Raw genomic sequence first — 23,419 nt, 5'->3', positions numbered from 1 at the left:
ATAATGTCATCTTACCATGTGCCACGCCGTCAGTTTTTGGCGGGGTTGGGTGCGGCTGGGTCGGGCCTAGTCACGCCATTAGTTGCGCGGGCAAAGGAGCGGCAAGCCGCTTCAGCTGCGCCTTTGCTACCACCTTTGGAGTTTGAGCTTCACATTACGCGCCGGACGATGCATATCGCAGGGCAGCAAGGTGTGGGTTATTGCGTGAATGGGCACATGCCCGGCCCGCTTTTGCGTTGGCAAGAAGGGCGGGAGGTGGTCATCCATGTTTATAATCATATGGATGAGCCGACTGCTCTGCACTGGCATGGGGTCCGTCTGCCGAGTGCGCAAGATGGTGTGCCGGGGCTAAGCTTTGCTGGGATTCCACCGCGGGGGCGTTATACATATCGCTTTCCTGTTCAGCAGAGTGGGACATATTGGTACCATAGCCATATGGGCCATCAGGAATCCGCAGGGCTTTACGGGGCATTGATTATCGAGCCTGCGGGGGCTTCTCTCCTGCCTAAAGCGGAGCGTGATTATACAATTCTCCTCTCTGATTGGTCTGATGTTTCAGCCGCGCAGATTGTTGCTAATCTGAAGATGCAGGATGATTATTATAATTTCCGCCAACGGAGTATAGCTTCCCTGCCGCAGGAGAGCCGTGCTGCTGGGGGATTAGGGGCTGCGTTAAAGAGCCGCTTGCAATGGTCGCATATGCGGATGAGCGCGACTGACATCTCCGATGTAAGTGGTGTGTTGTATCGTTATTTAATGAATGGCAAGCCCGCGCAGGAGGGGTGGAGTGGGTTATTCACCCCCGGTGAGCGCATCTGCTTACGGGTGATTAACGCTGCGGCGATGACGTTATTTGATGTCCGCATCCCCGGCCTTACCATGCAGCTGGTGGAGGCCGATGGGAATCCGGTTGTTCCGGTTAATCTTGATGAGTTCCGCATTGGGCCGGGTGAGACATATGCGGTGCTACTCACCCCACAAGAGGGTAAGCCCTATACAATCTTTGCCCAAAGTGAGGATCGTACTGGCTATGCGCGTGGGACATTAACACCGCATGAGGGGCTTTTAGGCTCGCTCCCTGCGATGGACCCCAGGCCTGTGCGGGGTATGGTGGATATGGGCATGGCCATGCCTATGAAAAACGGGGCCGCGAAGATGGCGATGCCCCCCACCATTGCCCGCGCCCCGGCTGATGAGATTGATGACCCCGGCCCGCCCCCTGTGAATGTGGAGAATCAAAATGTTGCAGCTCACCCGATAGAGCGCGTCACAAGCCCCGGTGATGGGTTGGAAGGGCTGGGCCGCCGCGTCCTTGCTTATAGCGACCTCATCGCCCTGCGTCCTCCGCCGGACCAACGCCCGCCCTCACGCGAGATTATCTTACATCTGACAGGCAATATGGAGCGGTATATATGGGGCTTTAACGGGCGGAAATATTCCGAATCCGGGCCGATTCACCTCGCTTATGGGGAGCGTGTTCGCTTTACCATCATTAATGATACGATGATGGAACATCCGCTTCATCTTCATGGTCTGTGGAGCGAGTTGGAGACAGGGGCGGATGACCAGCATCGCCCGCTCAAACATACGGTTATTTCCCAACCCGGCTCCCGCATGAGTGTGCTTGTAACGGCGGATATTCGTGGGGTTTGGGCGTATCATTGCCATCTTATGTATCACATGCAAACGGGGATGTTCCGTGAGGTGGTGGTGTCATGAAACACATCACAATGATAGGGGCTGCTCTTGTGGTGGGCCTCGCTGTCACGCCGCTTCATGCTGAAGATATGGGGGATATGGATATGTCTGGCATGGATATGGCGGATACGACCATGCCCGCTAAGAAGCCGAACCCAAAAGCACTGCCTCAACAGGGGCCTCAGCAGGATAAGACGCAAGCCGCTCCGCTTGCGCCTGTAAAAAAGACGCCGCGCCTTGTGCATAAAGCGGTAGATGCGCCTGGTGAGCCGGTGGTGGATATTGGCCATCATCTACAGGGGATGGATCAAGGGCGGTGGTTTCATGGTGTGTTGGATGAGTTTGAAGGCCGCTATCAAGCGGGTGGGCGGTCATCTTTGCGGTGGGATGGTGAGGCTTGGTATGGTGGTGATTATAACCGCCTCTGGCTTAAAACAGAGGGCACTATGACGAAAGGGCGGGTGCGCGATGGCGACCAAGAGCTTCTTTATAGCCGGGCGATTTCCACCTATTTCAACCTTCAAGGTGGCGTAAGGTTAGACCTTGATAGCGGCCCAACACGTGCGTGGGGAGCTGTTGGGATAGAGGGGCTGGCCTTGTATCAGTTTGAGGTCCAAGCGACAGGGTATTTTAGTGACCGAGGCGTGGCTGGGCGGTTTGAAGGCTCTTATGATATTCTTCTTACCAATCGTCTCATTCTTCAACCGCAGGTGGAGTTAAATTTGTATAGCCGAGCGGATAAACAACGGCGGATTGGCTCTGGCCTTGCGGATATCGATACCGGGTTGCGTCTGCGCTATGAGTTATGGCGCAAAATGGCCCCTTATGTGGCCGTGACGTATGATTCCCCCCTGACCCAAGGGCGGCATATGGCCCGCCGCCGTGGGGATAAAGCGAGCGAGGCGCGCTTTACATTCGGGATTCGGAGTTGGTTCTAAAGGTAGGGAAGGTTGTATCATGGTTGTCACGTTCGGAAAGGGAGTATGAAGATGGCAGATGCGAGACATGTATTAGTCACAGGGGGTACGTCCGGCATTGGGCTTGCCATCGCACAGGCCTTTGCGAAGGAGGGAGACCATCTCATCCTGATAGGCAGCAGCCCGGAGCGTGATTACACAAAGGCCGTACAAGCTGTTGAGGCCGCAGGTAAAGCCGCTGGGCATGATGTGCGCGTCTGCGCTCATGGGGTGAATATTACGGACTTCCCAGCGGTAAAAGCCCTATTGGCAGAGATTGCCGCAAAGGTAGGGACGTTGGATGTCGTGGTTCATTCCGCCGGGGTGTTTTTTGAGACACCCATTACGGATGAAACACCTGAAGCCTTTGATAAAATGATGAGCATTAATGTCAGCGGCATGTGGCATGTTGTGCAGGCCTCCCTCCCTTATATTCGGCGTAAGAAAGGCCATGTTCATGGGGGGAAGATTGTGGCGATTTCCTCCATTTGTGGCTTTTACAGCTTTGCCGGTTATGCCGCTTATGCTGCCAGTAAGGCCGCGGCTACCGCCCTTGTGCGTAGCCTTGCTTTAGAGCTTGGGCCGCTAGGTATTAACATTAATGCCGTTGAGCCGGGCCGGGTTAAGACCTCCATGCATGATGCGTTGATAAACGACCCCACAAAGGCAGAGGCGTTGCAGGCTGTGGCAGAGGCCAACCCCAGCAAGCGGACTTTCTCCACCCCTGAGGATATTGCGGCGGTTGTGCTGTTCCTTGCTGGCCCCGGGGCTGTGGCGATGCATGGCTCGGCCATTGTGGTGGATGAGGGGACATCTCTCGGCCTCGTCTAAGGCGGTTGGTCTGCCCCCATAATGAGGCTGGAGGCCTCTCACGCTGCCAAGAATGCTTGAAAGCGGGGGAGGCCTCTCCCATATCTGCTCCATCTTTTTGCGGTAGAGCAGGCGGCCGCCGAAGATGAAGCCTGTTTGGAGTCTGCCATTTTGGAGGAGTGCAACGCATCATGAGTGATGGCAAAAATGCAGCGGAGATGAAGCAGCATAGCTTTAGTGCTGAGGTCGGGCAGCTGCTTGATTTGGTTGTTCATTCTTTATATTCCGACCGGGAAATCTTCCTGCGTGAGCTTGTGGCGAATGCGGCTGATGCGATGGATAAACGCCGCTTTGAGGCTTTAACGAGCCCTGCATTATCCCTGCCAGAGGCCCCGTCTATCCATATCAAGGCGGATAAAAAGGCCAAAACCATCACGCTCTCTGATGACGGGTTGGGGATGAGCCCGGAGGAGTTGACCCAAAATCTGGGGACGATTGCCCGCTCTGGCACCAAAGCGTTTGGGGAGAAGCTGAGCAACGCCAAGCCGGAGGACCGCCCTAATCTGATTGGTCAGTTTGGCGTGGGATTCTATTCGGCCTTTATGGTGGCTGATAAGGTGGATGTGATTTCTCGCCGGGCGGGGGAGGATGTGGCTGCCCGCTGGGTGTCGGAAGGTAAAGGCTCTTACAGCCTTGGCCCTGCTGAGCGCGCGCATGCGGGGACAGATATTACCCTCCATATTAAAGATGATGCGGAGGAGTTTTTAGACCCGTGGCGTTTGCGCAGCATTATCCGTAAATGGGCTGACCATATCGCATGGCCAGTCGTGCTGCATGAGCCGGATGAGGATGGTAAGGAGAAGGAAGAAACCATCAATGAGGGCAAGGCCCTTTGGTTGCGTCCAAAATCCGAGATTACATCTGAGGATTATACCGAGTTCTATCGCCATACAGCCCGCGCTTTTGATGAGCCTTATGCGACCCTGCATTGGAAGGCCGAAGGCACGGTGGAGTTTGCTTCTCTGTTGTTCCTCCCCGGTGCGCGCCCGTTCGATTTTATGGAGCAGAGCAGCCGGGAGAGCCGGATTCACCTGCATGTAAGGCGTATGTTCATCACGGATGAGGCCAATTTGGTGCCGAACTGGCTGCGCTTTGTCCAAGGTGTGGTTGATACGGATGACCTCCCCTTGAATGTCTCGCGTGAGATGTTGCAATCCACCCCTGTATTGGCACGCATCCGCAAGGCGGTGACCAAACGTGTTATCAGCGAGGTTAAAAAACGCGCGCAGGAAGGTGGTGAGGCCTTTACTGGCTTTTGGAATAATTTTGGCCTCGTGATTAAGGAAGGGCTATGGGAGGATTCCGAACATCGGCAGGAGATTGCGGAGTTTGCTCGCTTCCATTCCACTCATGATGATGAACTGACAACGCTGGATGATTATATCAGCCGGATGAAGCCAGAGCAGGAGACCATCTATTATCTCGTTGGGGATAATCTGAATGCTCTCAAGGCCTCCGCCCAGCTAGAGGGCTTCCGTGCTCGTGGGTTGGAGGTGCTGTTGCTCTCTGATGCTGTGGATAGCTTCTGGCCAGACCGCCTCCATTCTTACAAAGACAAGACCTTCCGCTCTGTCGCGCAGGCTCATGGTGAGTTGGAGAAGTTCGCTTTAGAGGCGGAGGAGCAAGGGGATGCAGCTAATGTTGAAAAACTAACCCCCGCTCTGAAGGATGCTCTTGGTGAGGCTGTGAAGGAGGTACGCAGCACTGTACGCCTGACAGGGAGTGCGGTGGTATTGGCCAGCGAAGGCGGGCCGGATTTAGCCATGCAACGCCTTATGCGTCGCTCTGGGCAGGAAATGCCCGCTCTGCCCCCGGTCTTGGAGATTAACCCCCGTCATCCTCTCATTCGCGCTCTGGCAGAGCGTGCGGAGAAGGGCGAGAGCGTTGCAGAACATGCCCGTATTCTGCTGGACCTCGCTCGTGTGCAGGAAGGTGAGGCCCTCCCCGACCCCAGTGGCTTCGCCCGTACACTCGCAGGCCTGCTCGCTGGGACTGTGACGGCCTAACGATTAAGGCCGTATGATACGGAGAAAGGCACGTCTTTTAGGGCGTGCCTTTTCTTTATGGTTCATCCAAAAGGGCAGGCAGAACCTCTTTGAGGCTGCGGGAAGCGTTCTGGCTGTTATGGCGGAGTTGTGTGAGGATGGCCGCATCCTCGGCCAAGGAGAGCTCTCAGCTAAGAGTAAGAGCAGGGCGAGGGATGTTCTTAGGCGGGCGAGATAGCCTGCAATATCAAGCATGACCCCTAATAGATGCGTTGCCTGTTCCCCTGTGGGGAAGCAGGTCACCACCGTATCAAGCAGACCCGATAATGTATCGGACTCGTTGCGTGGTTTCTCCCCATGTTGGCGGAGGCGATGGCTGATTTGCCGTTCTTGCTCCTTATTTTGCTCCAAAATGGTGGTGATCCAATGTTGCAAGGTCGGTGGGGCAGCGGGGCGGCTTAGTAATTCGAGCAAGTATTCCCGTACAATAGATGTCAGGCTGAGATGCTCATGGAGACGTTCTATATAAAGAGCAGCAATGGGGGAGGATTTAGCAAAAGAGCGCGGCACTGTGACCTCTATTGGGGGCGGTTAGCGTAATGGCGGGCGAGAACAGTACAGACAAATAATTGTATTTGATGAAAAATCATCAAAGGCAGGACAACAATACCTGCCCCGCTAGGGAAAATAACATTCGCCATCGGCACCCCTGAGGCGAGCGATTTTTTAGACCCGCAAAATTGCAGGGCGATATTATCCTCAATGGATTGCTTCATACCGTGGCCTAAGAGGAAGGTAAGGGTAAGGGTAAGGGCGAGGAGGAGTGTATCGACCAGCCCAACCCCCAATAAGGTGAGGAGCGGGACGCGATGCCACAAGCCTTGCAGCACGGCAACACTAAACGCCGCATAGACCATCACGATGATGGAGCCTCTATCTGAAAAAGAGAGAAGAATCTTATGGTGGCGTACGATGGGACCAACCCATGGTTGTAGAATCTGCCCTGCAATAAAGGGCAGAAGAAGCTCTTGGGCGACATTAAGGACAGTCTGCATGCCAGAGCCGCCATGGCTGCGATGGAGGAGGAGGCTCGTTAATAACGGTGTGAAAAGAATCCCCAAGATATTGGAGACAGTCGCAGCACAAATAGCGGCAGGGACATTACCGCGCGCAATAGAGGTAAGGGCAATGGAGGATTGTACAGTCGAAGGTAAGCAGCATAAAAAGAGGACCCCTATCCAGAGGTCAGGGCCTAAAAATCCCGTGGGGGAGAGTAGATGGCAGAGCGCATAAAGCCCCACACCAAGGAGGGGGAACAGCGCAAAGCTCACGAGGAGCGTGCTGCCTTGTAACCTCCAATTACGGATACTCTCAACTAAAGCAGAGCGTTGCAGCTTTGCTCCCTGGAAGAAGAACATCAAAATAACAAGCAGTGATGTTAAGCGGGAGAGCCAAGGTTGCCATGTGGGAGGGCAGGGGAGAAAGGAGGCTAACAGGACAGCGGCGATGAGGCTCATTAAAAAAGGGTCGGGACGTCTCATAAGGCTGGCTCCTGCAAAGCAACGAGGCGAATTGCGGTGAGAAAGACGGTAGAGCAGATTAGCCGCGCTGCCAATGTGTAGAGCAAAAAGGGGAGACCATCTGTCTAAAGATTCATCCACAGGGATGCGTAAACAACTTGCAAGAAGGGGCCTTAAAAGGGCATTTTCCCTTCGAGCTTAAAGATGGGTCATGCCCTAATAAAGCGAGGGAGAGGTCAAAGAATGACCGTTAATCGACGTATGGTTTTAGGATCATTTCTGGCAGCAGGGGCTTTTATGGGCGGTAAAGTGCGCGCAGCAGAGGGGGGCGGGTCTAACGCTGCACCGGATCAGCCTAATAACGCCCATGCGGAGCCGGGTAATGCAACGGCACCTGTCCCTCAGCATGTGCATGAGACGGTGGCGGACCAACAATATCGGCCTAAGATCCATTTCTCCCCTCCAAAGGGTTTTATGAATGACCCTAATGGGCTGATTTTTGATGGGCGATATTACCATCTCTATTATCAGCATAACCCCTTTGGGCCTTATGCTGGGCATGTGCATTGGGGTCATGCTGTGAGTACGGACCTCTATACATGGCAGGACCTTCCGATTGCGATTCATGAGACAGAAGCCGGGGAGGCTTATAGCGGGTGTGCGATTTTAGATAGGGATAATCGCTCTGGCCTTTTTCCTGCACGAACGCAGGATAAACCACAGCCCGGCTCTGTCGAGACAGCCGCACAAAAAGCCGCGCGTCTTCTGGAGGGCAAGGGAGAGCAAGACCAACGAGAGATTGATCGCCTCGCTGTAGGGCCTCTGCAGGGGCATCAAAAGTCTGAGTATTTAGCCGCCCTAAGGGATGATCCTGTGGCAGGGAAGGATGTTCCTGTCCCTATGGCACCGGCTTTGCCGCCTATGGCTGGTGGATTAGTGGCAATTTACACGCGGGCAACGCCACAAAGACAGACGCAATATCTCGCATGGAGCCCTGATGGCGGGCAGACCTTGAAGGATTATGAAGGCAATCCCGTGCTGGATATTGGGCATAATTCCTTCCGCGACCCGAAAGTGTTTTGGCACGGTCCGACTGAAAAATGGGTTATGGTCGTGGTCCGCTCCCGCGAGCATAAGGTCTCCTTTTATGGTTCCTTTGACCTAAAACATTGGATGCATTTGAGCGACTTTGGTCCTTCCGGCATTACCGGGGTGGACTATGAATGTCCGGCCCTGGCAGAGGTCGAGGTTGAGGGTGAAGCCCCCGGTGAGAAACGCTGGGTGTTGTTTGTGTCTATCAACCCCGGTGGGCCACAAGGGGGGAGCATAACACAATATTTTGTCGGGCAGTTTGATGGCGAGCGTTTCATCCCAGATGATACGATTGTGGACCTTACGGATTTCGGCAAAGATAGTTACGCGCTTCAGACCTATGAGAACATGCCGGGGAAGCAAACTGTCTATATCGCTTGGCTAGATAATTGGCAGTATTGCGAGGAACTGCCCAATAAAAGCTGGCGCGGTATTATGACCCTGCCGCGGAAAGTGGTGTTACGGCGGGATACGGCTGGGTGGCTGCGTATCGCCCAAAACCCGTATAAGTTGGAAGCCTTGCGTAAGGCGGCGATCCCTTTCCCGCTCTCACGGCTAGAGGCGCAGAGCAGTCGGCAAGTGGCCATCCCTGCTGGGGAGGCGATAGAGTTGGTTTTAGATGCAGCGTTGGAGGAACGTCATAACAGCAATCTGCCCGATGGTGAGCAAGGGCGCGCAGGGCGTTTTGTTGTGGTGTTCTCTAACCGGCAAGGGGAGAGTTTAAGCATTGGGTTTGATGGCTTCTCCTGCCAATTATGGCTTGATAGAAGTAATCTACATGGCTTTAGCCATCCCTTCTTTACCGGGACGTTCTCCTCTGCACTCGTGCCCGGTAGTCGGCGGTTTAAGCTGCGGATTGTGTTGGATGCTAGCACGCTAGAAGTCTTTGCGAATGAGGGCATGTCCGTTGGCACAGCCCTCATCTATCCCGCTAACCCACTTGAGACACTCAGTGTGCAGGTCACTAACGCCGCAGCGGTGATTCACAAGCTAGAGCTTTACCCATTACGCCAAACGGTCAGCCGATTGGAGCAAAATTAAAGACTTAAATAACAGCGAGCGGTATCTTGCGGTGTGGTGGGGGGAAAGCGGCATCAAGAGCCTGTAAATCTGCGTGGGTGAGGATAATCTCCTGCGCAGCGAGGTTAAGGGCTTGGTGATGTGGTGTGCCTGCTTTGGGGATGGCGATCATATTTTGGCGGCGTAACACCCATGCAAGGGCAATTTGCGCGGGGGTAGCGGGGCCGTGCGTGGTCTCATGTCGTTGGGCAATCTCATGGAGGAGCGGGTGTTTTAACAAGGCTCCCCCCTGCCCGATAGGGCTATAAGCCATTGAGACGATATGCGCTGTCTCATTATGGGGGAGGAGGTCATATTCCGTCCCTCGATAGTCGAGACTATAGAGAATCTGATTAACTGCGGGGCGGAACTTATGAGCAAGGAGGGGCTTTATATCCTCCGTATCGAAGTTTGAGACACCCCATCCCCCAATGAGACCGCGTTTTTTAAGGGTCTCGAAAGCGCGATGTGTTTCCTCAAAAGGGATGGCACTGGGCCAATGGAGGAGATAGAGGTCCAAATAATCGGTATTCAGATGGCGTAGGGAGCGTTCGCACGCTTCTTGCGTACCTTTGTAAGAGGCGTGGCTGGGGAGAACTTTGCTGATGAGGAAGGCCTTATCACGCCGCCCATTTATAGCCTCGCCAATAACAGCTTCCGCACGGCCTTGGCCGTACATTTCTGCGGTATCAATAATGTTTAGGCCTGCCTCTAACCCCATTTGCAAGCTGCGAATCTCATCTGCTCGGTGGGCAGGGTTGTCGCCCATGCGCCATGTGCCCATCCCTAGAGCAGGGAGGGAGGTGCCATTAAGGGTAATAGTGGGGGCTGAAGGCGTTGTCATAAGGGGCGTCTCCTAAAGCGTGGAGAGGCGAATCCTCATAGACACGCTTTGATGGAGATAGGTAAGCGCAGCATGAGGACAGGGGAAAGAGAAAGCCCAGCATGTCTGTTATGCCCATCCTGCGGCACATAAAGCACTAGAACAAGATTTTTAAGGGGAATTAAATGGTGCCCAAGGGCGGGATCGAACCACCGACACTGCGATTTTCAGTCGCATGCTCTACCAACTGAGCTACTTGGGCACCGGGCCGAGCAGGAATCCCGCTCGGCTATGGGAAGGGGTTTACCCTATGGATGAGGGGGGATCAACCCTCTTTGGTGAAGAAAGTGTGATGAGCATGAGGCCAAGCCGCAGGGCTTATTGAGGGGAAGGCTCTTGGGCGAGGCGTATGGCTGCGACTTCTGCCTCGGTGAGGTCGGCAGGGTCATTATCTTGGCGGAAGGAAGGGGTACGATACGCGCCTTTAAACCAGCGTCCTAAATCGACATCAGCACAACGCTGGGAGCAAAAGGGGCGGAAGCGGGTTTGGGTTGGTTTATGGCAGATAGGGCAGCTCATGAAAGGCTCCAGCATGATGATGGAGGGAGAGGACGGCTATGGAGTGTAAGGCGTTGGCCAGTAGCATGGAAGAGGTCATCCAAAGCGATGGGGTCGGCTTTTAGCGCATGGATAATGGCTGGTGGGGCAAAAAGCTGCTCGCCTTTAAGACCCTCTGTCAGGATGCGTTGGAGGATGGCAAGGCCTTGCCCGTGCGGGGAGTGGTGGAGCTCATGCAATGGGGCACGGCGGCGGGGGCGGGTGATCTCTAGTAAGCCGCTGGGGGTTATGCCGGTAATGCGCGGGGAGAGTGGGTCATGCTCCTGCGTGGCCGCTTTGCGGAGGAAAGGCACTAAGGCGGGGCGTTTGGCACTGCGTACACCGGCGGGGTCGATGAGAATCGGGCCAGAGAGGTTACGCAGTTTAATCTCCCGGAGTAGGGCGGGGAAGCAGGCTAGATTCGCTGCAAAATCGGGCTGTTGTTGGGCGTCTAAATCGATCGCTGTGAGGGCAGGGGTGGGGGTGATATGTGCGATGAGGGGGCCAAGAAGGGCCGTGGGAGCGTATAAAGCGGCCCAATCGGCCTCTAACACATCATCAAAACTACGGCGAACACGCTCTAAACGCGGGTGCAGAGTGGCAGGCAGGCGTGCGGCCAAGGCGGCATTATCGACTAAAATAGGGCAGTCCGCCGGGGTATGTTGGAGAATATCCTCTAAAGGGGTGGGGCCGCGTTTTAAAAGGCGCGGTGTTGGACCCGGTGTTATATGAGCGGGCAAAGGGATGGCTTTAAGGCGGAGGCCTTTCCCATTTTGGGCGGCGCGCGTAATCTGCCCGCAGAGGAGGCTCCCTTCTGGGGGAAGTTTACGTCCCTTTATAAAGCCTGTTTGCGTAGTAGCAGGCCCAGCCTCCCCGGCGAGTTCAACAAAAGCACCGTCAAGGGCAGGTGCATGGGCGGTAATACGGACAAGATGCACATCCCCCCAGCCATCTGGCGCGCCGGGCCGCCAAAGAGCAGCATCCTGGAGAATGTCGTCTTTAAGGAGGGCGATTCGGATTTCCCCGGGGGAGCTTGCTAGGCGGAGTTCCATAACGGGATTAATCCACCCATTTTTGCCCCGCAGGGAGGGGCTGGCCCCGCAGGAGTTGCACCATCTCAAATAAAGGAAGGCCAATGACGCCAGAGGGGCTACCGCCAACTTGTCGAATAAAAGCCGCCGCTTGCCCTTGGAGGGCATATCCCCCCGCTTTGCCTTGCCAATCACCCCCGTGAATGAGGGCTTCGATCTGCTGAGGGGTGAGGCGGTTGAAGGTCACAGAGCTCTCGACCACGCGTTCGCAATAATGGCCTTCTGGCCATTCTGGCGTGGGCTGGCAGACGATGGCGGTAAAGACTTTATGACGGCGGCCAGAAAGGAGAGTGAGGCAGCGGCGGGCTGTCTCTTCATCCTCGGCTTTGGGGAGGATGCGCCGCCCAGCGGCCACAACCGTATCAGCCCCAATGATAAGGGCTGGTTTTCCATATTGATGGGCGTGATGAGCGGCTTTTGCGCGGGCAAGCCTGAGCGCATAGGGGCGGGGGAGCTCGCCCTTATGGGGGGTCTCATCCAGATTGGCTGGGCAGATGGCATCTGGCTCTACCCCGATTTGGCGGAGGAGAGCGATACGGCGCGGGGAGGCGGAGGCCAGCACAAGGGCAGGCCGAGATGACGCAGCCATGAAAACGCTTATTTAAAGCGGAAGGTGATGCGGCCTTTGCTGAGGTCGTACGGGGTCATCTCAACATTAACGCGGTCCCCGGCCAAAACACGGATGCGATTCTTGCGCATTTTGCCGCTCGTATGGGCGAGGATGGTATGCTCGTTATCCAGCGTGACGCGGAACATGGCATTGGGTAGGAGCTCTGTCACTGTACCGGTAAACTCGATCAAATCTTCTTTAGGCATGAATATCCCTTGCAGGAAGGAGGTCAACAAAATGCAGGCTTTTTTAAAAGCCCAGCAATGGCGGCGCATTATGTGCGAGCAAGGGGGGAGGACGTCAAGGTTTTTTGCTATTGAGGCGGGGATTCGCTGTTAGCTGATGGTGGCTGATGGTGAAGGAGGGAGCCTTTCCTTAGCTTGCCAGCAATACCACGCTAAAGTGGAGCGATGAGGGCTAAAGGCTATCGTGGCTGCTTTTAATGCCTTTGAGGTGAGGCGTTTAGGCTGCCTTTGTAATCGCCGCCAGCCTTCTTGCACGCCTAAATCCCCCGCTGGCAGAATATCAGGCCGGCGGAGATGGAACATCAACATCATTTCCGCTGTCCAGCGGCCCACACCGCGCAGGGTGGTTAATTGGGTGATGAGTGTTTCATCATCCATTTTATGAGCCTCGGTAAGGCTTGGGACAATCCCGTCTAACCGTCCTTGGGCAATCGCGCGGAGGCTCGCAATTTTAGCACCAGAGAGGCCACATTGGCGGAGGGTTGCGTCATCTAAAGTAAGCAAAATCTCTGGCGTGGGTGGTGGGCCGTTTTTATCACGCTGCGGACCGAGGGTGCAGAGGCGGCCAAAGATGGTGCGTGCTGCGGTATTATGAAGCTGCTGGCCCGTTACGGCTTTGATGAGCGAGGCGTAAGGGTCCTGCGTTTGTGGGTCGGGGCGTGTTTGTTCAGCAAGGCGGCAGGGGCCAATCTGTGCGATGAAGGCAGCAAGGGCACGATCTTGCTCAAAACAGGCGGGCAGAGTGGGAGGAGACATAGACTGCTTTTACTAAAGGTTACAGAAAAGTAGGGCTAGAGGGTGTTTCCGGTGATGACAATATGGGTTGTTCTGAGGCACAAGGGAAAGGTTATGATGATAGCCGCTTTCTGTCCCTCTTGCTGCCAACGGGTTTTAGCCCTGTGACGATGCCGGATGCCTCTTTGCAGACGCGCCGGGAGCGGCTGAGTGATTATGCTGCTTCTGCTATGGGATTGCGGACAGAGGCGCGCACGCCTATGCGGCGCACGCAAGTGCTGGTGGACCCCCCTCTCATTGGCCCGTTGCTTTTGGCGGCTAGTGTTCATGGGCTTATCTTTTGGCTAGTCACCATGACGGATGCTGGCAAGCATGGGACGATGAACGGAGCGGAGCAACCACAGGTGGAAATGGTGTTTGATGCCCCACCTGTTAAACATAGTATGCAAGGCCCGCCAACGCATGAGGTTGGTGGGGCGGCCAGTGCGCCCCCGCCCAGTAGTCAGGAAGAAGCCACCCCCGCACCGATGGAGCCTGTGCCACATGCGCCCTCCTCTCCATCGTTGACGACATCGCCTACGGGGGAGCTGACGAATGCAGAATCGGCACAGCATCCGCTCTCCAAAGCGGCTCCGCGTTTGCCACGTCATAATCGGGCCACGCCAAGCCATCATCCTGTGACCCGGCAGAGTGACGCCAACCCCTTTGCCCGGCCTATGAATCTCTCTTTTGATGGCGAGCCAACACCGCAGCCTCGTAGGCGGGGCCGCCGTGGGGGCACGGGGGGACCGGTTGATTTCTCCCTTGGCCCGCTCAGCATGAATGGCGAGATCAACGCCCCTTACAAGACGCGCAGCAGCGTTAAAGGGGTTAGCTCTGATTATGGGAGTGAGGTGGATCGCTGGATTCGCAACCATATGTTCTACCCTGATGAAGCTGCGCAGAATGGGGAGGAAGGGCCATCTTCTGTCCATGTTGTGATTGATCGAAGTGGGAAGGTTATTCGTGTGCGTTTGACGGATTCGTCTAATTCTTATTCGCTTGATGCGGCAACGGCTGGGATGTTCCAAGGGGCGCAGTTACCGCCTGTCCCGCCTGATATGCAGGGCGATCATTTCGACCTAGATGTGACGATTAATTACATCCTCATCCGCCATTAGAATCTCCCTCTTTCGCCTGTAGTCAGGGGGGAAAAAGGGCGTTAAGTTGCAGCCGCATCTCTCATTGGGGGACGTGGGGTTTGTCCAAAAATTGTAGGGAAAGTGGGTTATCCATGCGCTTTTGTCGTGCGCTGTTTATGTCTGGGTTATGTGTGCCTCTCCTAGGGTTAGGCGGTTGTTTGAGTGTTTATAAGCCTTTTGAGCATAATCCCGGTGGCCAAGCGCAACGTCTTGTGCAAGCGAACTTGCCGCCTGCTCGTTTGGCGGTGCCTGTCCCTGTGCCAGGGAATGCGCCATGGCGGGCTGCAACGGCGATGTGGGCGCGGGATATGGTTATTGCGCTTGTTGGGCAGTCCATCCCAGCCGTAGCAAAAATGCCGCAACCGGGGGATTGGTGGGTGCGCCTCGGTGCTGTGAAGGCCGATAATGGCGGTATTCGCCCTCGTTATGCGATTGTTGGGCCAGATGGCAAAGTAAGGGCTAGAGGCTATGGCGCGGTTATTGATGAAGCGGGCTGGCGCGGTGCGGACCCTGATGCATTAAATACAGTGGCCCTCCAAATGGCCCCAGAAATTGCTCATCAACTAACGGAAATCCAAACACGGATGATGATGGATAACCCGCAGAGCTTGATGAATCGCCCTGCACGTATTTGCTTTGATGGCGTCCAAGGTGCGCCGGGGGATGGCAATACGGTGCTTGGCCAAGCCTTTTATACCATGTTGCCTGATGCACATAATAAAGTGCAAACAAAGCATGAGGGGGCGGATTATATTGTTAAAACAACCGTTAGCCTAAAGGATTCGCCTGATGCAGGCCCTCCCAGTGCGGGGCCGCAACAGCAAGTGACGATTATTTGGCATGTCCTTACGCCTGATGGACAAGAGGCCGGTGCGGCAACGCAGATTCATGACGTGCCAGCACATTCTTTGGATAAATCATGGGCAGATGTTGCCGAGGCCGCCGCGCAAGAAGCCGCAGGAGCGGTGCGGACGATTATCACCAATTATTCCGGCCGGGAGCGTAAAGCCCCCCCGGCGCAATCTGATGTAGGAGGGGATGCCTCTAAAGAGAAAGACGGGATGAAGCGGTTCATCGCGGGGGAGGCAAAGAAGTAGCAGAAGGGTTACGGTAGCGTATCTATCTCCTTACGGAATGACATGAGGGCATGATATTAATGTGATGCGCTGTGCCTGTTGTGAGGGGGGATGAGGCTTTATGGGGCAGCCATGTTGCCATCACACCAATGAAGGGCCGTGCAGGTGGCTGCCCTACGCCGTAAGCTCATGACATTGACTAGGCAAGCTGATAAAAGGGGCTGTCCCGTTCCTTCTGCTTTCCTATGAAAAGTATCTATCATGAAGATCGTCGCCTGCAACAGTAACATGCCCTTGGCTCAAGCCGTGGCTGATGAGCTTGAAATCCCCTTGTGCAAGACCTCTATCCGCCGCTTTGCTGACGGGGAAGTGTTTGTCGAGATTCAGGAGAATGTGCGTGGGGAGGATATGTTTGTCCTCCAAAGCACATGCACCCCAACGAACGATCATCTGATGGAGCTGCTCGTCGTGTTGGATGCGCTACGGCGCGGCTCGGCACGGCGTGTTACGGCGGTGATGCCGTATTTCGGCTATGCCCGGCAGGATCGTAAGTCTGGCCCGCGTACGCCAATTAGTGCTAAGTTAGTGGCTAATTTGCTGACAGAAGCCGGGGCTAATCGTATTTTAACGATGGATTTGCATGCGATGCAGATTCAGGGCTTTTTCGATATTCCAACGGATAATCTATATGCAGCCCCGCTTTTTGTGCGGGATTTGTTAAGTCGTCATCCTAATATGGATAACCTCATCGTTGTCTCTCCCGATGTTGGAGGCGTGGTGCGGGCACGGCAGTTAGCACGCCGTTTGAATGTTGACCTTGCCATTATTGATAAACGCCGCGAGCGGGCTGGCGTCTCTGAGGTGATGAATGTCATCGGGGATGTGTCTGGACGTTTTTGCGTGTTGGTCGATGATATTATTGATAGCGGCGGCTCACTCTGCAATGCGGCTGAGGCGTTGATGAAATATGGGGCCGCGGGGGTAGAAGCCTATGTGACCCATGGGGTGCTCACAAGCAATGCCTGTGAGCGTGTGCAAAAGAGTCCGCTCTCTATGCTGACATTAACCGATAGCATCCCCGCCACAGAGATATTGAAGGCAACGCCTAACATCCGTCAGATTTCAACAGCGAATCTTTTAGGGCGGGCTGTGCGGGCCGTGGCGGATGAGAGTTCTGTTTCCACCTTGTTTGATTAAGATTGCTGCGGGAGAGGGGTTAAGTAATGACACAGCTTTGTACAAAGCCGTTCTGGTTTCTTCGGCATGGGGAGACGGAGTGGAATGCTCGCCACCTCTCCCAAGGGCGGACAGATATTCCCTTAAATGAGACTGGCTTAGAGCAAGCTCGGCGTGCGGGCCATCAACTTGCTGACCTTTTTGAGAAAGGGGAGCGGCCTTTTACCCATATTGTCTCCTCCCCGTTAAAGCGCGCTTTTGTCACAGCCGAGCATGTGCGCGAGGCGATTGCTCAGCGAACAGGGATTACCCTCCCATTAAGTGATGATGCTGATTTGCAAGAGGTGAGCTTTGGTGTGCAGGAAGGCAAGCCGATGGGCGATTGGTACAATACATGGATCAATGGCACATTCGTCCCTGAGCAAGGGGAACGGTTTGTAACGCTCAAGGCACGCGGTATAGCCGCCCTTAATCGCGCGCATGATCGTGGCACTGGCGCACCCTTGATTGTAGCGCATGGGGCTCTCTTTCGTGGGTTGCGGGCAGCGATGGGGTTGGAAATTAACGTCCGTTTGCCTAATGCCGTCCCCCTAAAAGCAACCCCGAGTGAGGAGAACTGGGTGCTGGAGATGCTCTCTGCGTAAGTGCGAGGGCCGTTTATCTAGTCCCCCTAGGCCCGTTCCAAAGGGCGATAGGGGGGTAGAGATGTGAGGTGTTTACCAAGGCACCAATGTTGTGGAGAGGTGATGGGCCTCTTTGCGGCTGACGCCAAGGTCATTGCGGTTCCACCATCCCCCGCCGAGGGATTGGAAAAGCCCGACCGTGTCAGAAAGGCGCGTCACCTTATCTTGCGCTACGGAGAGTTCATCTTGGGCGACTTCCATCCGTGCTTGGGCAAGGTCAATTTTGCTGTTATCGCCTAATCTGTGCTGGGCTTCTGCAATGCGTAGGGCTTGCGTTGCAGCCTCTAAACCGGATTGATCAGCCATGAGGGTTTTGCTGTCGAGGTCCACCGCGTGCAAACTATCAGCAACATCTCCCACAGCGGAGAGAATAGCGGCTTGATAATACTCTTTGGCTTGTGTGTAGTTTGCTTTGGCTTCGCGCTGTGCATGGAGGAGTGACCCCCCTTGGAAGATAGGCTGAGTGACGGTAGCGGCCAACATCCAGTTGCCCATACCGGGTTTGAATAATTGGCTCATGCTATTAACAGCCTCACCCGGTAGCGCACTAAGCTGCACATTGGGCAGGCGGTTTGCAATAGCAATGCCCAGCTGCGCCCCGGCAGAGCGGATTTGCGCTTGCGCTGCGGCTACATCAGGGCGTTGAAGAATCAGCTGCGCGGGTAAGGAGAGCGGTAGCTCCTCCGGCAGGGTGAAATCTTTTAGCTCAAATGTAGGAAGGTCCGCATTGGGGGTGAGGCCCGCCAAGGTGGCAAGCTGGTCCCGTGTTTGAGCGAGTTGAGTTTGCAGCGGTGGTAAATCCGCTTGAAGTTGGGCAAGAGAATCCCGCAGCAAAAGATGGCTCTGTCGGGATTGGTCGCCAAGGCCAACTTGATTGCCATTAATGGTGAGCATGGCCGTTTGCTGGGCGATCAACATCTCTTTGGCGCGGATTTGAGCGCGTAAGCCAGCCTCAGTAATGGCGGTATTGACGAGATTAGAGATTAAGGTCAGCGTTGTGGCTTCTAGTTGAAAACGCTGAATATCCGCCTGTGCCTTAGCATTACGGATGGCCAGTCGCGATCCCCCCCAGAGGTCAGGGACATAGCCGATATTGAGCTGAGCCGTATGTAAGTTATAGAGCCACTCATTATTGTTTGGCACAGGGGAGAGGGCTTTGGAAGTCTTGTTACGCGTGGGGAGGAACTGCGCGGACACACTCGGATAAAGCGAAGCCCCTTCCACACGCCGTTGCTCCCATGCAGCCTTTAGGCCCGCCTGTTGGGCTTTAAGCGTTGGGCTGTTAGCAAGAGCTTGCTCAATAAGCTGGTTGAGTTGTGGGTTTTGGAACGCTTCCCACCATTTACCTGCAACATCAGCCCCAGCCGTAAAATGCTGCCGCCGCAGGAGGCTATCTTTTGCCGCATTATTTCCGCCTGCCGTTTGGGTAATTGGCTTTTTTGTATAATCGGTTTTGTCTGGCAGAGGGGGGATGTCTTTAGGGGATGGCCCTACAATGCACCCGCCCAGCCCTACGGCGAGTAAAGCGAGGGTACTACAAGCCCGTAAAAGAGGATTGCGCTGGCCTTTATGAGGGCGTTGAGATTGATGCAAAGGCGTGGTCATTTAACCATCCTCCCCATTGCGTAGGGCACGACGTTTGACCTGCTCCTCCAATCGGCAGAAGCAGACAGGTAGAATGAAAAGGGTGAGCAAGGTTGCAATACCAAGCCCGCCAACAACAACCGTGGCGAGGCCGCGTTGTACGTCTGTTCCTACCCCGGTAGCCATAGCCGCAGGGAGCATGCCGACACTAGCCACTGTAGCGGTCATCAAAACGGGACGGAAACGCTCCGCAGCTCCAAGCTGGGTGGCATCACGCAGGCCCATTCCTTCTTTAATATGACGATTGATGTTGGAGACCATAATGATCCCATTTTGAATGGCCACACCAAAGAGAGCAATAAAGCCCACAGCGGTTGCAATATTAAGAGTTTCCGCACGGGCATGCAGCGCGATTAGCCCACCAAGCGCAGCTAATGGAACAATGCCGAGGATGAGCACTGCATGGCGTAGCTTTTGGAACTCCGCATAAAGCAAGCCCAACATTACAGCGAACATAACCCCCAATGCGGCAACGAGGCGGACTTGCGCGCGTTGGGCCTGTTGGAATGTCCCTGCCCATTCGATACGGAACTTTTGAGGGTCGTAATGGACATTCTGGTCGATGAGTTTTTGGGCATCCGCGAGATATTGGGACATGGGGCGGCTGCCATTATCCACTTGGAGGGTAATTTGCCGTTGGCCCATTTCATGAGCGATGCTGCTCTCCCCCATTTGGAGGCGAATACGCGCGACATCCGCTAAGGGGACGGCACTGCCATCACTCGTGATCAAGGGTAATTGCCCTAGGAGCTGAAGGTTAGAGCGTTGGGCATTATCAACACGCAGCGTTGCGTTATAAAAACGGTCACCTTCAATCACGCTGGTGAGGGGTTCATCACCAATGGCACTATTAATGAGGTCGCTGATATCATTAATGCTAATGCCATAACGGGCGGCTTTGAGGCGGTCTGGCGTGATTTCTATTTGAGGGATTTTAGGCTCTTGGAAGATATCCGCCTGCACTGTGCCCTGTACTTGCCATAAGATATTGACAATCTGCTGACCAAGAACGCGTAAACCGGTGAGGTCATCACCATAGATGCGCATCACAAGCGGACTATGCGCCCCGCCGAGCTGGTCGCTCAGATTATCTTCAATCGGTTGACTGATAGAGAAGGAAATACCGGGGATTTTGTTTAGCCGTGCCCGTAATTTGGTGATGAATTGTGCCTTCGTCTCTCCATTTGCCCACTGATTATAAGGGGTTAGACCAACAGGCATCTCAATATGAGACGGTGTCCACGGGTCTGTCCCATCATCAGAGCGGCCAAGTTGAGTAATGGCATAGGATGTCTCTGGGAACTCACGCACAGCACGGCGTACCTCGGAGGCTTTTTCTTGCCCTTGTTCTAGTGAGATACCGGTAGGCATTTGTATTTGCAGCCAGAGCGCGCCTTCATCCAGGTCGGGGAGGAACTCCCGCCCTGTAGTGATACCAAGGGCGATAACGGCGACCAAGGCCACGCCTGCACTGATGAAAGGAATGGTCGGGTGATGGAGGAAGTACCCTAGCAATCTATCATATTTTTTATGCAGCCATGCGAGTGGCTTATTATGCCAGATGGGCCGTGGCTTCCGCAGGGCAAGAAAGGACATTGTCGGGGTGAGTGAGAGGGCACAAAGCAAGGCCCCAAGGAGGGCGAAGCTAACAGTCCATGCCATAGGGCGGAAGATTTTGGCCTCACTCCCAACAAAGGCAAAGAGAGGGCTATAAGCTACAACAATGATGAGCGTGGAGGCAAAAATAGCGCGTCCCGCTCGGCGGGTAATGTCCAAAATATCGGAAGGGTCGAGCGGCCTTGTATGATAATCTTCACGATGGCGGAGGATGACCTCTGTGACAACAATCGCGCCATCAACAATCACGCCGAAATCCACCGCGCCAAGGGAGAACAGGTTAGCGGCCATCCCACATGCACGCATAAGGATGAAGGCGAAAGCGAGCGCAAAGGGAATGGTTACCGCTGTGATAGCCGCACTACGCGGAGAACCAAGGAAGAAGGTCAAGATGACCAATACAAGGCCGATCCCCTCTAAAATGGTCTCGCTGACTTTATCGGTTGTGGACTTAACGAGATTATCGCGGTCGAGATAAGGAACAATGCGGATATGCCGTGGGGCGAGTTGTTTTTGGAGCTTATCAACCTCTGCATGGAGGTCATCCAACACTTGGGAGGGATTGGCCCCGCGGAGCATGGTCACGACCCCTTCAATCGTATCGGGGTTACCGTTTTTGCCCAACATCCCTTCACGCACTTGATGGCCAAACTCGATATGACCAAGCTCGGAGAGAAGGACTGGCACACCATCATGATGGCCGATGACGGTATTGCGCATATCATCAAGGGAGTGAATCTGCCCCACACCACGGATGATGTAAGATTGCTCCCCACGGGTTACACGCCCACCCCCAGCATTGACATTGCTATTACGGATGGCGTTCATCACATCGCTGATGCTAATGCCGTAACGAATAAGGGCATGCGGGTCTAAAATGAGCTGATATTCCCGCGTAAAGCCGCCGAAATTATCAATATTCACTACGCCGGGGACGCGCTGTAAGGCAGGGATAATCTCCCAGCGTTGTACGTCCGAAATGGTCATGAGGTCGCGATCGTCCGATTCCACCGTGTAGCGGTAAATCTCCCCACTAGGGCCGGAGATAGGGCCGAGAGAGGGTTGCGCCCCACCGGTGAGCTGTAGGCCATCTAGTTGGCTTTGGACTAATTGACGTGCGCGGTAAATATCGGCGTTATCATCAAAAATAAGCGTGATGAGCGAGAGGCCGAAGGTGGTGCTAGAACGACTCTCCACCACACCGGGGACGGCGGCCAGCTCGCGCTCTACCGGGGTGGTGACTTGATGTTCCATTTCCTCAGCAGCAAGGCCATTTACTTGGGTGGTGACAAGCACGCTTGCAGGACCGAGGTCGGGATAAGCTTCCACGGGGAGTTGCTTCCACGCGATCATCCCTGTTGCGAACATGGCAAAGGTGAGGAAGGCTATCGCCTTACTATGGTAAAAGCACCATGAGATGAATTTTTCGATAAACATACTGCTCAGCGGCCCTTAATAATCATTGAGCAGAACAGCCCCGTGGGTGATGACGCGTTCACCCGTAGTCAGGCCGGAGAGAATACGGACAGAATCACCTTCTTCATAGCTGATGGTAACATAACGCCTGCGATATGTTTTTGGTGCGACCTCAATAAAGACAGAGATTTGGTCATTATCCATCAAAAGGGCTGTTTTAGGCAGCAAGGGTTGGGCCTTTTGGGTGATGTTTAGTGTGGCCGTGGTAAATTGGCCGGGATGGAGCCGCTCTTGGGGATTGTTGCACCGTAAATAGAGGTTCATCCGCCGTGTATCGGTGCGGAAGGCCGGGTCTTGCGCTGTGACGGGGCCGCTACAGGTTTGGCCGGGGAAGGGGGCCTCTAGCGTCATGGTTGTGCCCAGCATGGGTAAGAGAGACTCTGGCAAACTTGCCTGAACCCACACTGTATCAATGTTAGAAATGGTCATGAGGGCGGCTGTCATATCCGTGACATTTTGTCCTACCCCGGTGGAAATTGCCGTAACAACACCGGAGAAAGGAGCAATAAGAGGCTGGGAACCTTCATCTCCATTGGTCCCAAGGGCTTGTAGCCTTTGTTGGGCGCGGTGGGCTTCGGCTTCAGCTTGTTTAAGGTCATTCTGGGCGGATTGCATATCTTTGACAGCGTTCCCCCCGGCGGCCAAAACACCTACCGCGCGGCGATACGCATTGCGCGCTAGGGTCAGGGCGGATTGAGCTTTGCGGGAATCTGACCAAGCTTGGGCTAAATCGCCAGAATACAGGGTCGCAAGGCTATCGCCCGCTTGGACATGCTGGCCTGTCTGGACATGCAAACTCGCCACGCGCCCAACAACAGGGGAGTGAATATCTATCGTTTGGCCCGGTGCTGCAATAATTTGTGCAGGCAAAGCAACTTGATGAGGGGTAAGAGCTGTACCAATAGGCTCTACAGTTAAGCGGCCATCAAGCGGGCCACCGGCACGGATGCGCAACAATTCGCCATCATGCGTAACGGCTGGTGGAGGGCTGCTCTCAATTACGCGATGAGGCGTGAGAGCCCACAACCCTAAAAAGATGATAAAGACAAGCAGGGAAGTGCCGATAATTACAAAGTTACGCGAGACACGCATTATCAGAAGGTTCTCCGCTCATCTGATGACTAAGGTAATATGAGAAATATTCTCGCATAGCTGGAGCTGTTTGTCACGACAGAGCCGGTTTAAAAAGGGATTTAGTAATCATAAATGAGAGATTAATGTCAGCTATTGGTTGCTGACAAAACATAATAAGATGGGCCGCAGAATGACCACGGCCCGTCTTAAT

Annotated in this window: 20 protein-coding genes and 1 tRNA gene; 9 read left to right on the top strand and 12 right to left on the bottom strand. The window is 54.6% G+C overall.

The annotated features are described in order from the left end of the window. Positions 1-3: 3 nt before the first annotated feature. From GM556_RS07955 to htpG, 4 genes are all read left to right on the top strand, one after another. Complete coding sequence (locus GM556_RS07955; RefSeq protein WP_155579764.1) at positions 4-1,719, top strand: copper resistance system multicopper oxidase; 1,716 nt, start codon at positions 4-6, stop codon at positions 1,717-1,719. Next, entirely contained in the window at positions 1,716-2,636 is a 921-nt protein-coding gene (locus GM556_RS07950; protein ID WP_155579763.1) for a copper resistance protein B, read from the top strand. The genes GM556_RS07955 and GM556_RS07950 overlap by 4 nt, the downstream gene beginning before the upstream one ends. Positions 2,637-2,687: 51 nt before the next feature. After that, positions 2,688-3,485 carry an SDR family NAD(P)-dependent oxidoreductase gene (locus tag GM556_RS07945; RefSeq protein ID WP_180794207.1) on the top strand — a complete coding sequence of 266 codons (798 nt, stop codon included), beginning with the start codon at positions 2,688-2,690 and terminating at the stop codon, positions 3,483-3,485. 170 nt (positions 3,486-3,655) lie between these two features. Further along, positions 3,656-5,530 carry a molecular chaperone HtpG gene (gene htpG, locus GM556_RS07940; protein ID WP_155572530.1) on the top strand — a complete coding sequence of 625 codons (1,875 nt, stop codon included), beginning with the start codon at positions 3,656-3,658 and terminating at the stop codon, positions 5,528-5,530. 3 nt (positions 5,531-5,533) lie between these two features. Here the strand turns inward: htpG and GM556_RS07935 are convergent, their stop codons facing one another. Together GM556_RS07935 and GM556_RS07930 are read right to left on the bottom strand one after the other, a co-directional pair. Further along, on the bottom strand, positions 5,534-6,079 hold the full coding sequence (locus GM556_RS07935; protein WP_155579762.1) for a hypothetical protein: 546 nt from the start codon (positions 6,077-6,079) through the stop codon (positions 5,534-5,536). An 8-nt stretch (positions 6,080-6,087) separates the two neighbouring features. Beyond that, positions 6,088-7,050, bottom strand: coding sequence for a bile acid:sodium symporter family protein (locus GM556_RS07930; RefSeq protein WP_155579761.1), 963 nt, complete (start codon positions 7,048-7,050; stop codon positions 6,088-6,090). Positions 7,051-7,272: 222 nt separating this feature from the next. Between GM556_RS07930 and GM556_RS07925 the strand changes: the two genes are divergently transcribed. Then, positions 7,273-9,162 carry a glycoside hydrolase family 32 protein gene (locus tag GM556_RS07925; protein WP_196424794.1) on the top strand — a complete coding sequence of 630 codons (1,890 nt, stop codon included), beginning with the start codon at positions 7,273-7,275 and terminating at the stop codon, positions 9,160-9,162. 4 nt (positions 9,163-9,166) lie between these two features. On the opposite strand, the gene GM556_RS07920 is transcribed toward GM556_RS07925, so the two are convergent. From GM556_RS07920 to GM556_RS07890, 7 genes are all read right to left on the bottom strand, one after another. Further along, entirely contained in the window at positions 9,167-10,024 is an 858-nt protein-coding gene (locus tag GM556_RS07920; RefSeq protein ID WP_155579759.1) for an aldo/keto reductase, read from the bottom strand. Positions 10,025-10,189: 165 nt separating this feature from the next. Then, positions 10,190-10,265 (bottom strand) — tRNA-Phe (locus GM556_RS07915). Between the two features lie 116 nt (positions 10,266-10,381). Beyond that, entirely contained in the window at positions 10,382-10,582 is a 201-nt protein-coding gene (locus GM556_RS07910) for a DNA gyrase inhibitor YacG (protein ID WP_155572535.1), read from the bottom strand. After that, positions 10,579-11,652, bottom strand: a complete 1,074-nt coding sequence (locus GM556_RS07905; RefSeq protein ID WP_155579758.1) for a ribonuclease E/G — start codon at positions 11,650-11,652, stop codon at positions 10,579-10,581. Before GM556_RS07905 ends, GM556_RS07910 begins: the two co-directional genes overlap by 4 nt. A 7-nt stretch (positions 11,653-11,659) precedes the next feature. Then, the gene (locus GM556_RS07900) at positions 11,660-12,280 is read right to left on the bottom strand and encodes a Maf family nucleotide pyrophosphatase (protein WP_155579757.1); all 621 of its coding nucleotides are present in this window, start codon (positions 12,278-12,280) and stop codon (positions 11,660-11,662) included. A gap of 8 nt (positions 12,281-12,288) precedes the next feature. Next, positions 12,289-12,507, bottom strand: coding sequence for a translation initiation factor IF-1 (infA, locus tag GM556_RS07895; protein WP_043559458.1), 219 nt, complete (start codon positions 12,505-12,507; stop codon positions 12,289-12,291). A gap of 129 nt (positions 12,508-12,636) precedes the next feature. Continuing rightward, positions 12,637-13,302: a DNA-3-methyladenine glycosylase gene (locus tag GM556_RS07890; protein ID WP_155579756.1), complete on the bottom strand. Its 666-nt coding sequence runs from the start codon at positions 13,300-13,302 to the stop codon at positions 12,637-12,639. Positions 13,303-13,364: 62 nt separating this feature from the next. Between GM556_RS07890 and GM556_RS07885 the strand changes: the two genes are divergently transcribed. The 4 genes from GM556_RS07885 to GM556_RS07870 all read left to right on the top strand — a co-directional run bounded on the left by GM556_RS07885 (position 13,365) and on the right by GM556_RS07870 (position 17,358). Next, positions 13,365-14,441: an energy transducer TonB gene (locus tag GM556_RS07885; RefSeq protein WP_230873354.1), complete on the top strand. Its 1,077-nt coding sequence runs from the start codon at positions 13,365-13,367 to the stop codon at positions 14,439-14,441. A gap of 179 nt (positions 14,442-14,620) precedes the next feature. Continuing rightward, the gene (locus GM556_RS07880; protein ID WP_196424556.1) at positions 14,621-15,559 is read left to right on the top strand and encodes a hypothetical protein; all 939 of its coding nucleotides are present in this window, start codon (positions 14,621-14,623) and stop codon (positions 15,557-15,559) included. Between the two features lie 240 nt (positions 15,560-15,799). Further along, positions 15,800-16,735 carry a ribose-phosphate pyrophosphokinase gene (locus GM556_RS07875; protein WP_155572539.1) on the top strand — a complete coding sequence of 312 codons (936 nt, stop codon included), beginning with the start codon at positions 15,800-15,802 and terminating at the stop codon, positions 16,733-16,735. A gap of 26 nt (positions 16,736-16,761) precedes the next feature. Further along, positions 16,762-17,358, top strand: a complete 597-nt coding sequence (locus GM556_RS07870; protein WP_155572540.1) for a histidine phosphatase family protein — start codon at positions 16,762-16,764, stop codon at positions 17,356-17,358. Between the two features lie 72 nt (positions 17,359-17,430). Here the strand turns inward: GM556_RS07870 and GM556_RS07865 are convergent, their stop codons facing one another. From GM556_RS07865 to GM556_RS07855, 3 genes are read right to left on the bottom strand one after another with little or no spacing between them, the layout of a single operon-like run. Continuing rightward, positions 17,431-19,002, bottom strand: coding sequence for an efflux transporter outer membrane subunit (locus tag GM556_RS07865; RefSeq protein WP_155579755.1), 1,572 nt, complete (start codon positions 19,000-19,002; stop codon positions 17,431-17,433). Continuing rightward, positions 19,003-22,095, bottom strand: a complete 3,093-nt coding sequence (locus tag GM556_RS07860) for an efflux RND transporter permease subunit (RefSeq protein ID WP_155572542.1) — start codon at positions 22,093-22,095, stop codon at positions 19,003-19,005. 15 nt (positions 22,096-22,110) lie between these two features. After that, positions 22,111-23,226, bottom strand: coding sequence for an efflux RND transporter periplasmic adaptor subunit (locus GM556_RS07855; protein WP_155579754.1), 1,116 nt, complete (start codon positions 23,224-23,226; stop codon positions 22,111-22,113). Positions 23,227-23,419 lie beyond the last annotated feature (193 nt).

Source organism: Bombella sp. ESL0378, from assembly GCF_009725845.1.
Taxonomy (GTDB): domain Bacteria; phylum Pseudomonadota; class Alphaproteobacteria; order Acetobacterales; family Acetobacteraceae; genus Bombella; species Bombella pollinis.
The sequence above is the reverse complement of the archived record's forward strand: the minus strand, read 5'-3'. Positions and strand labels throughout refer to the sequence as shown.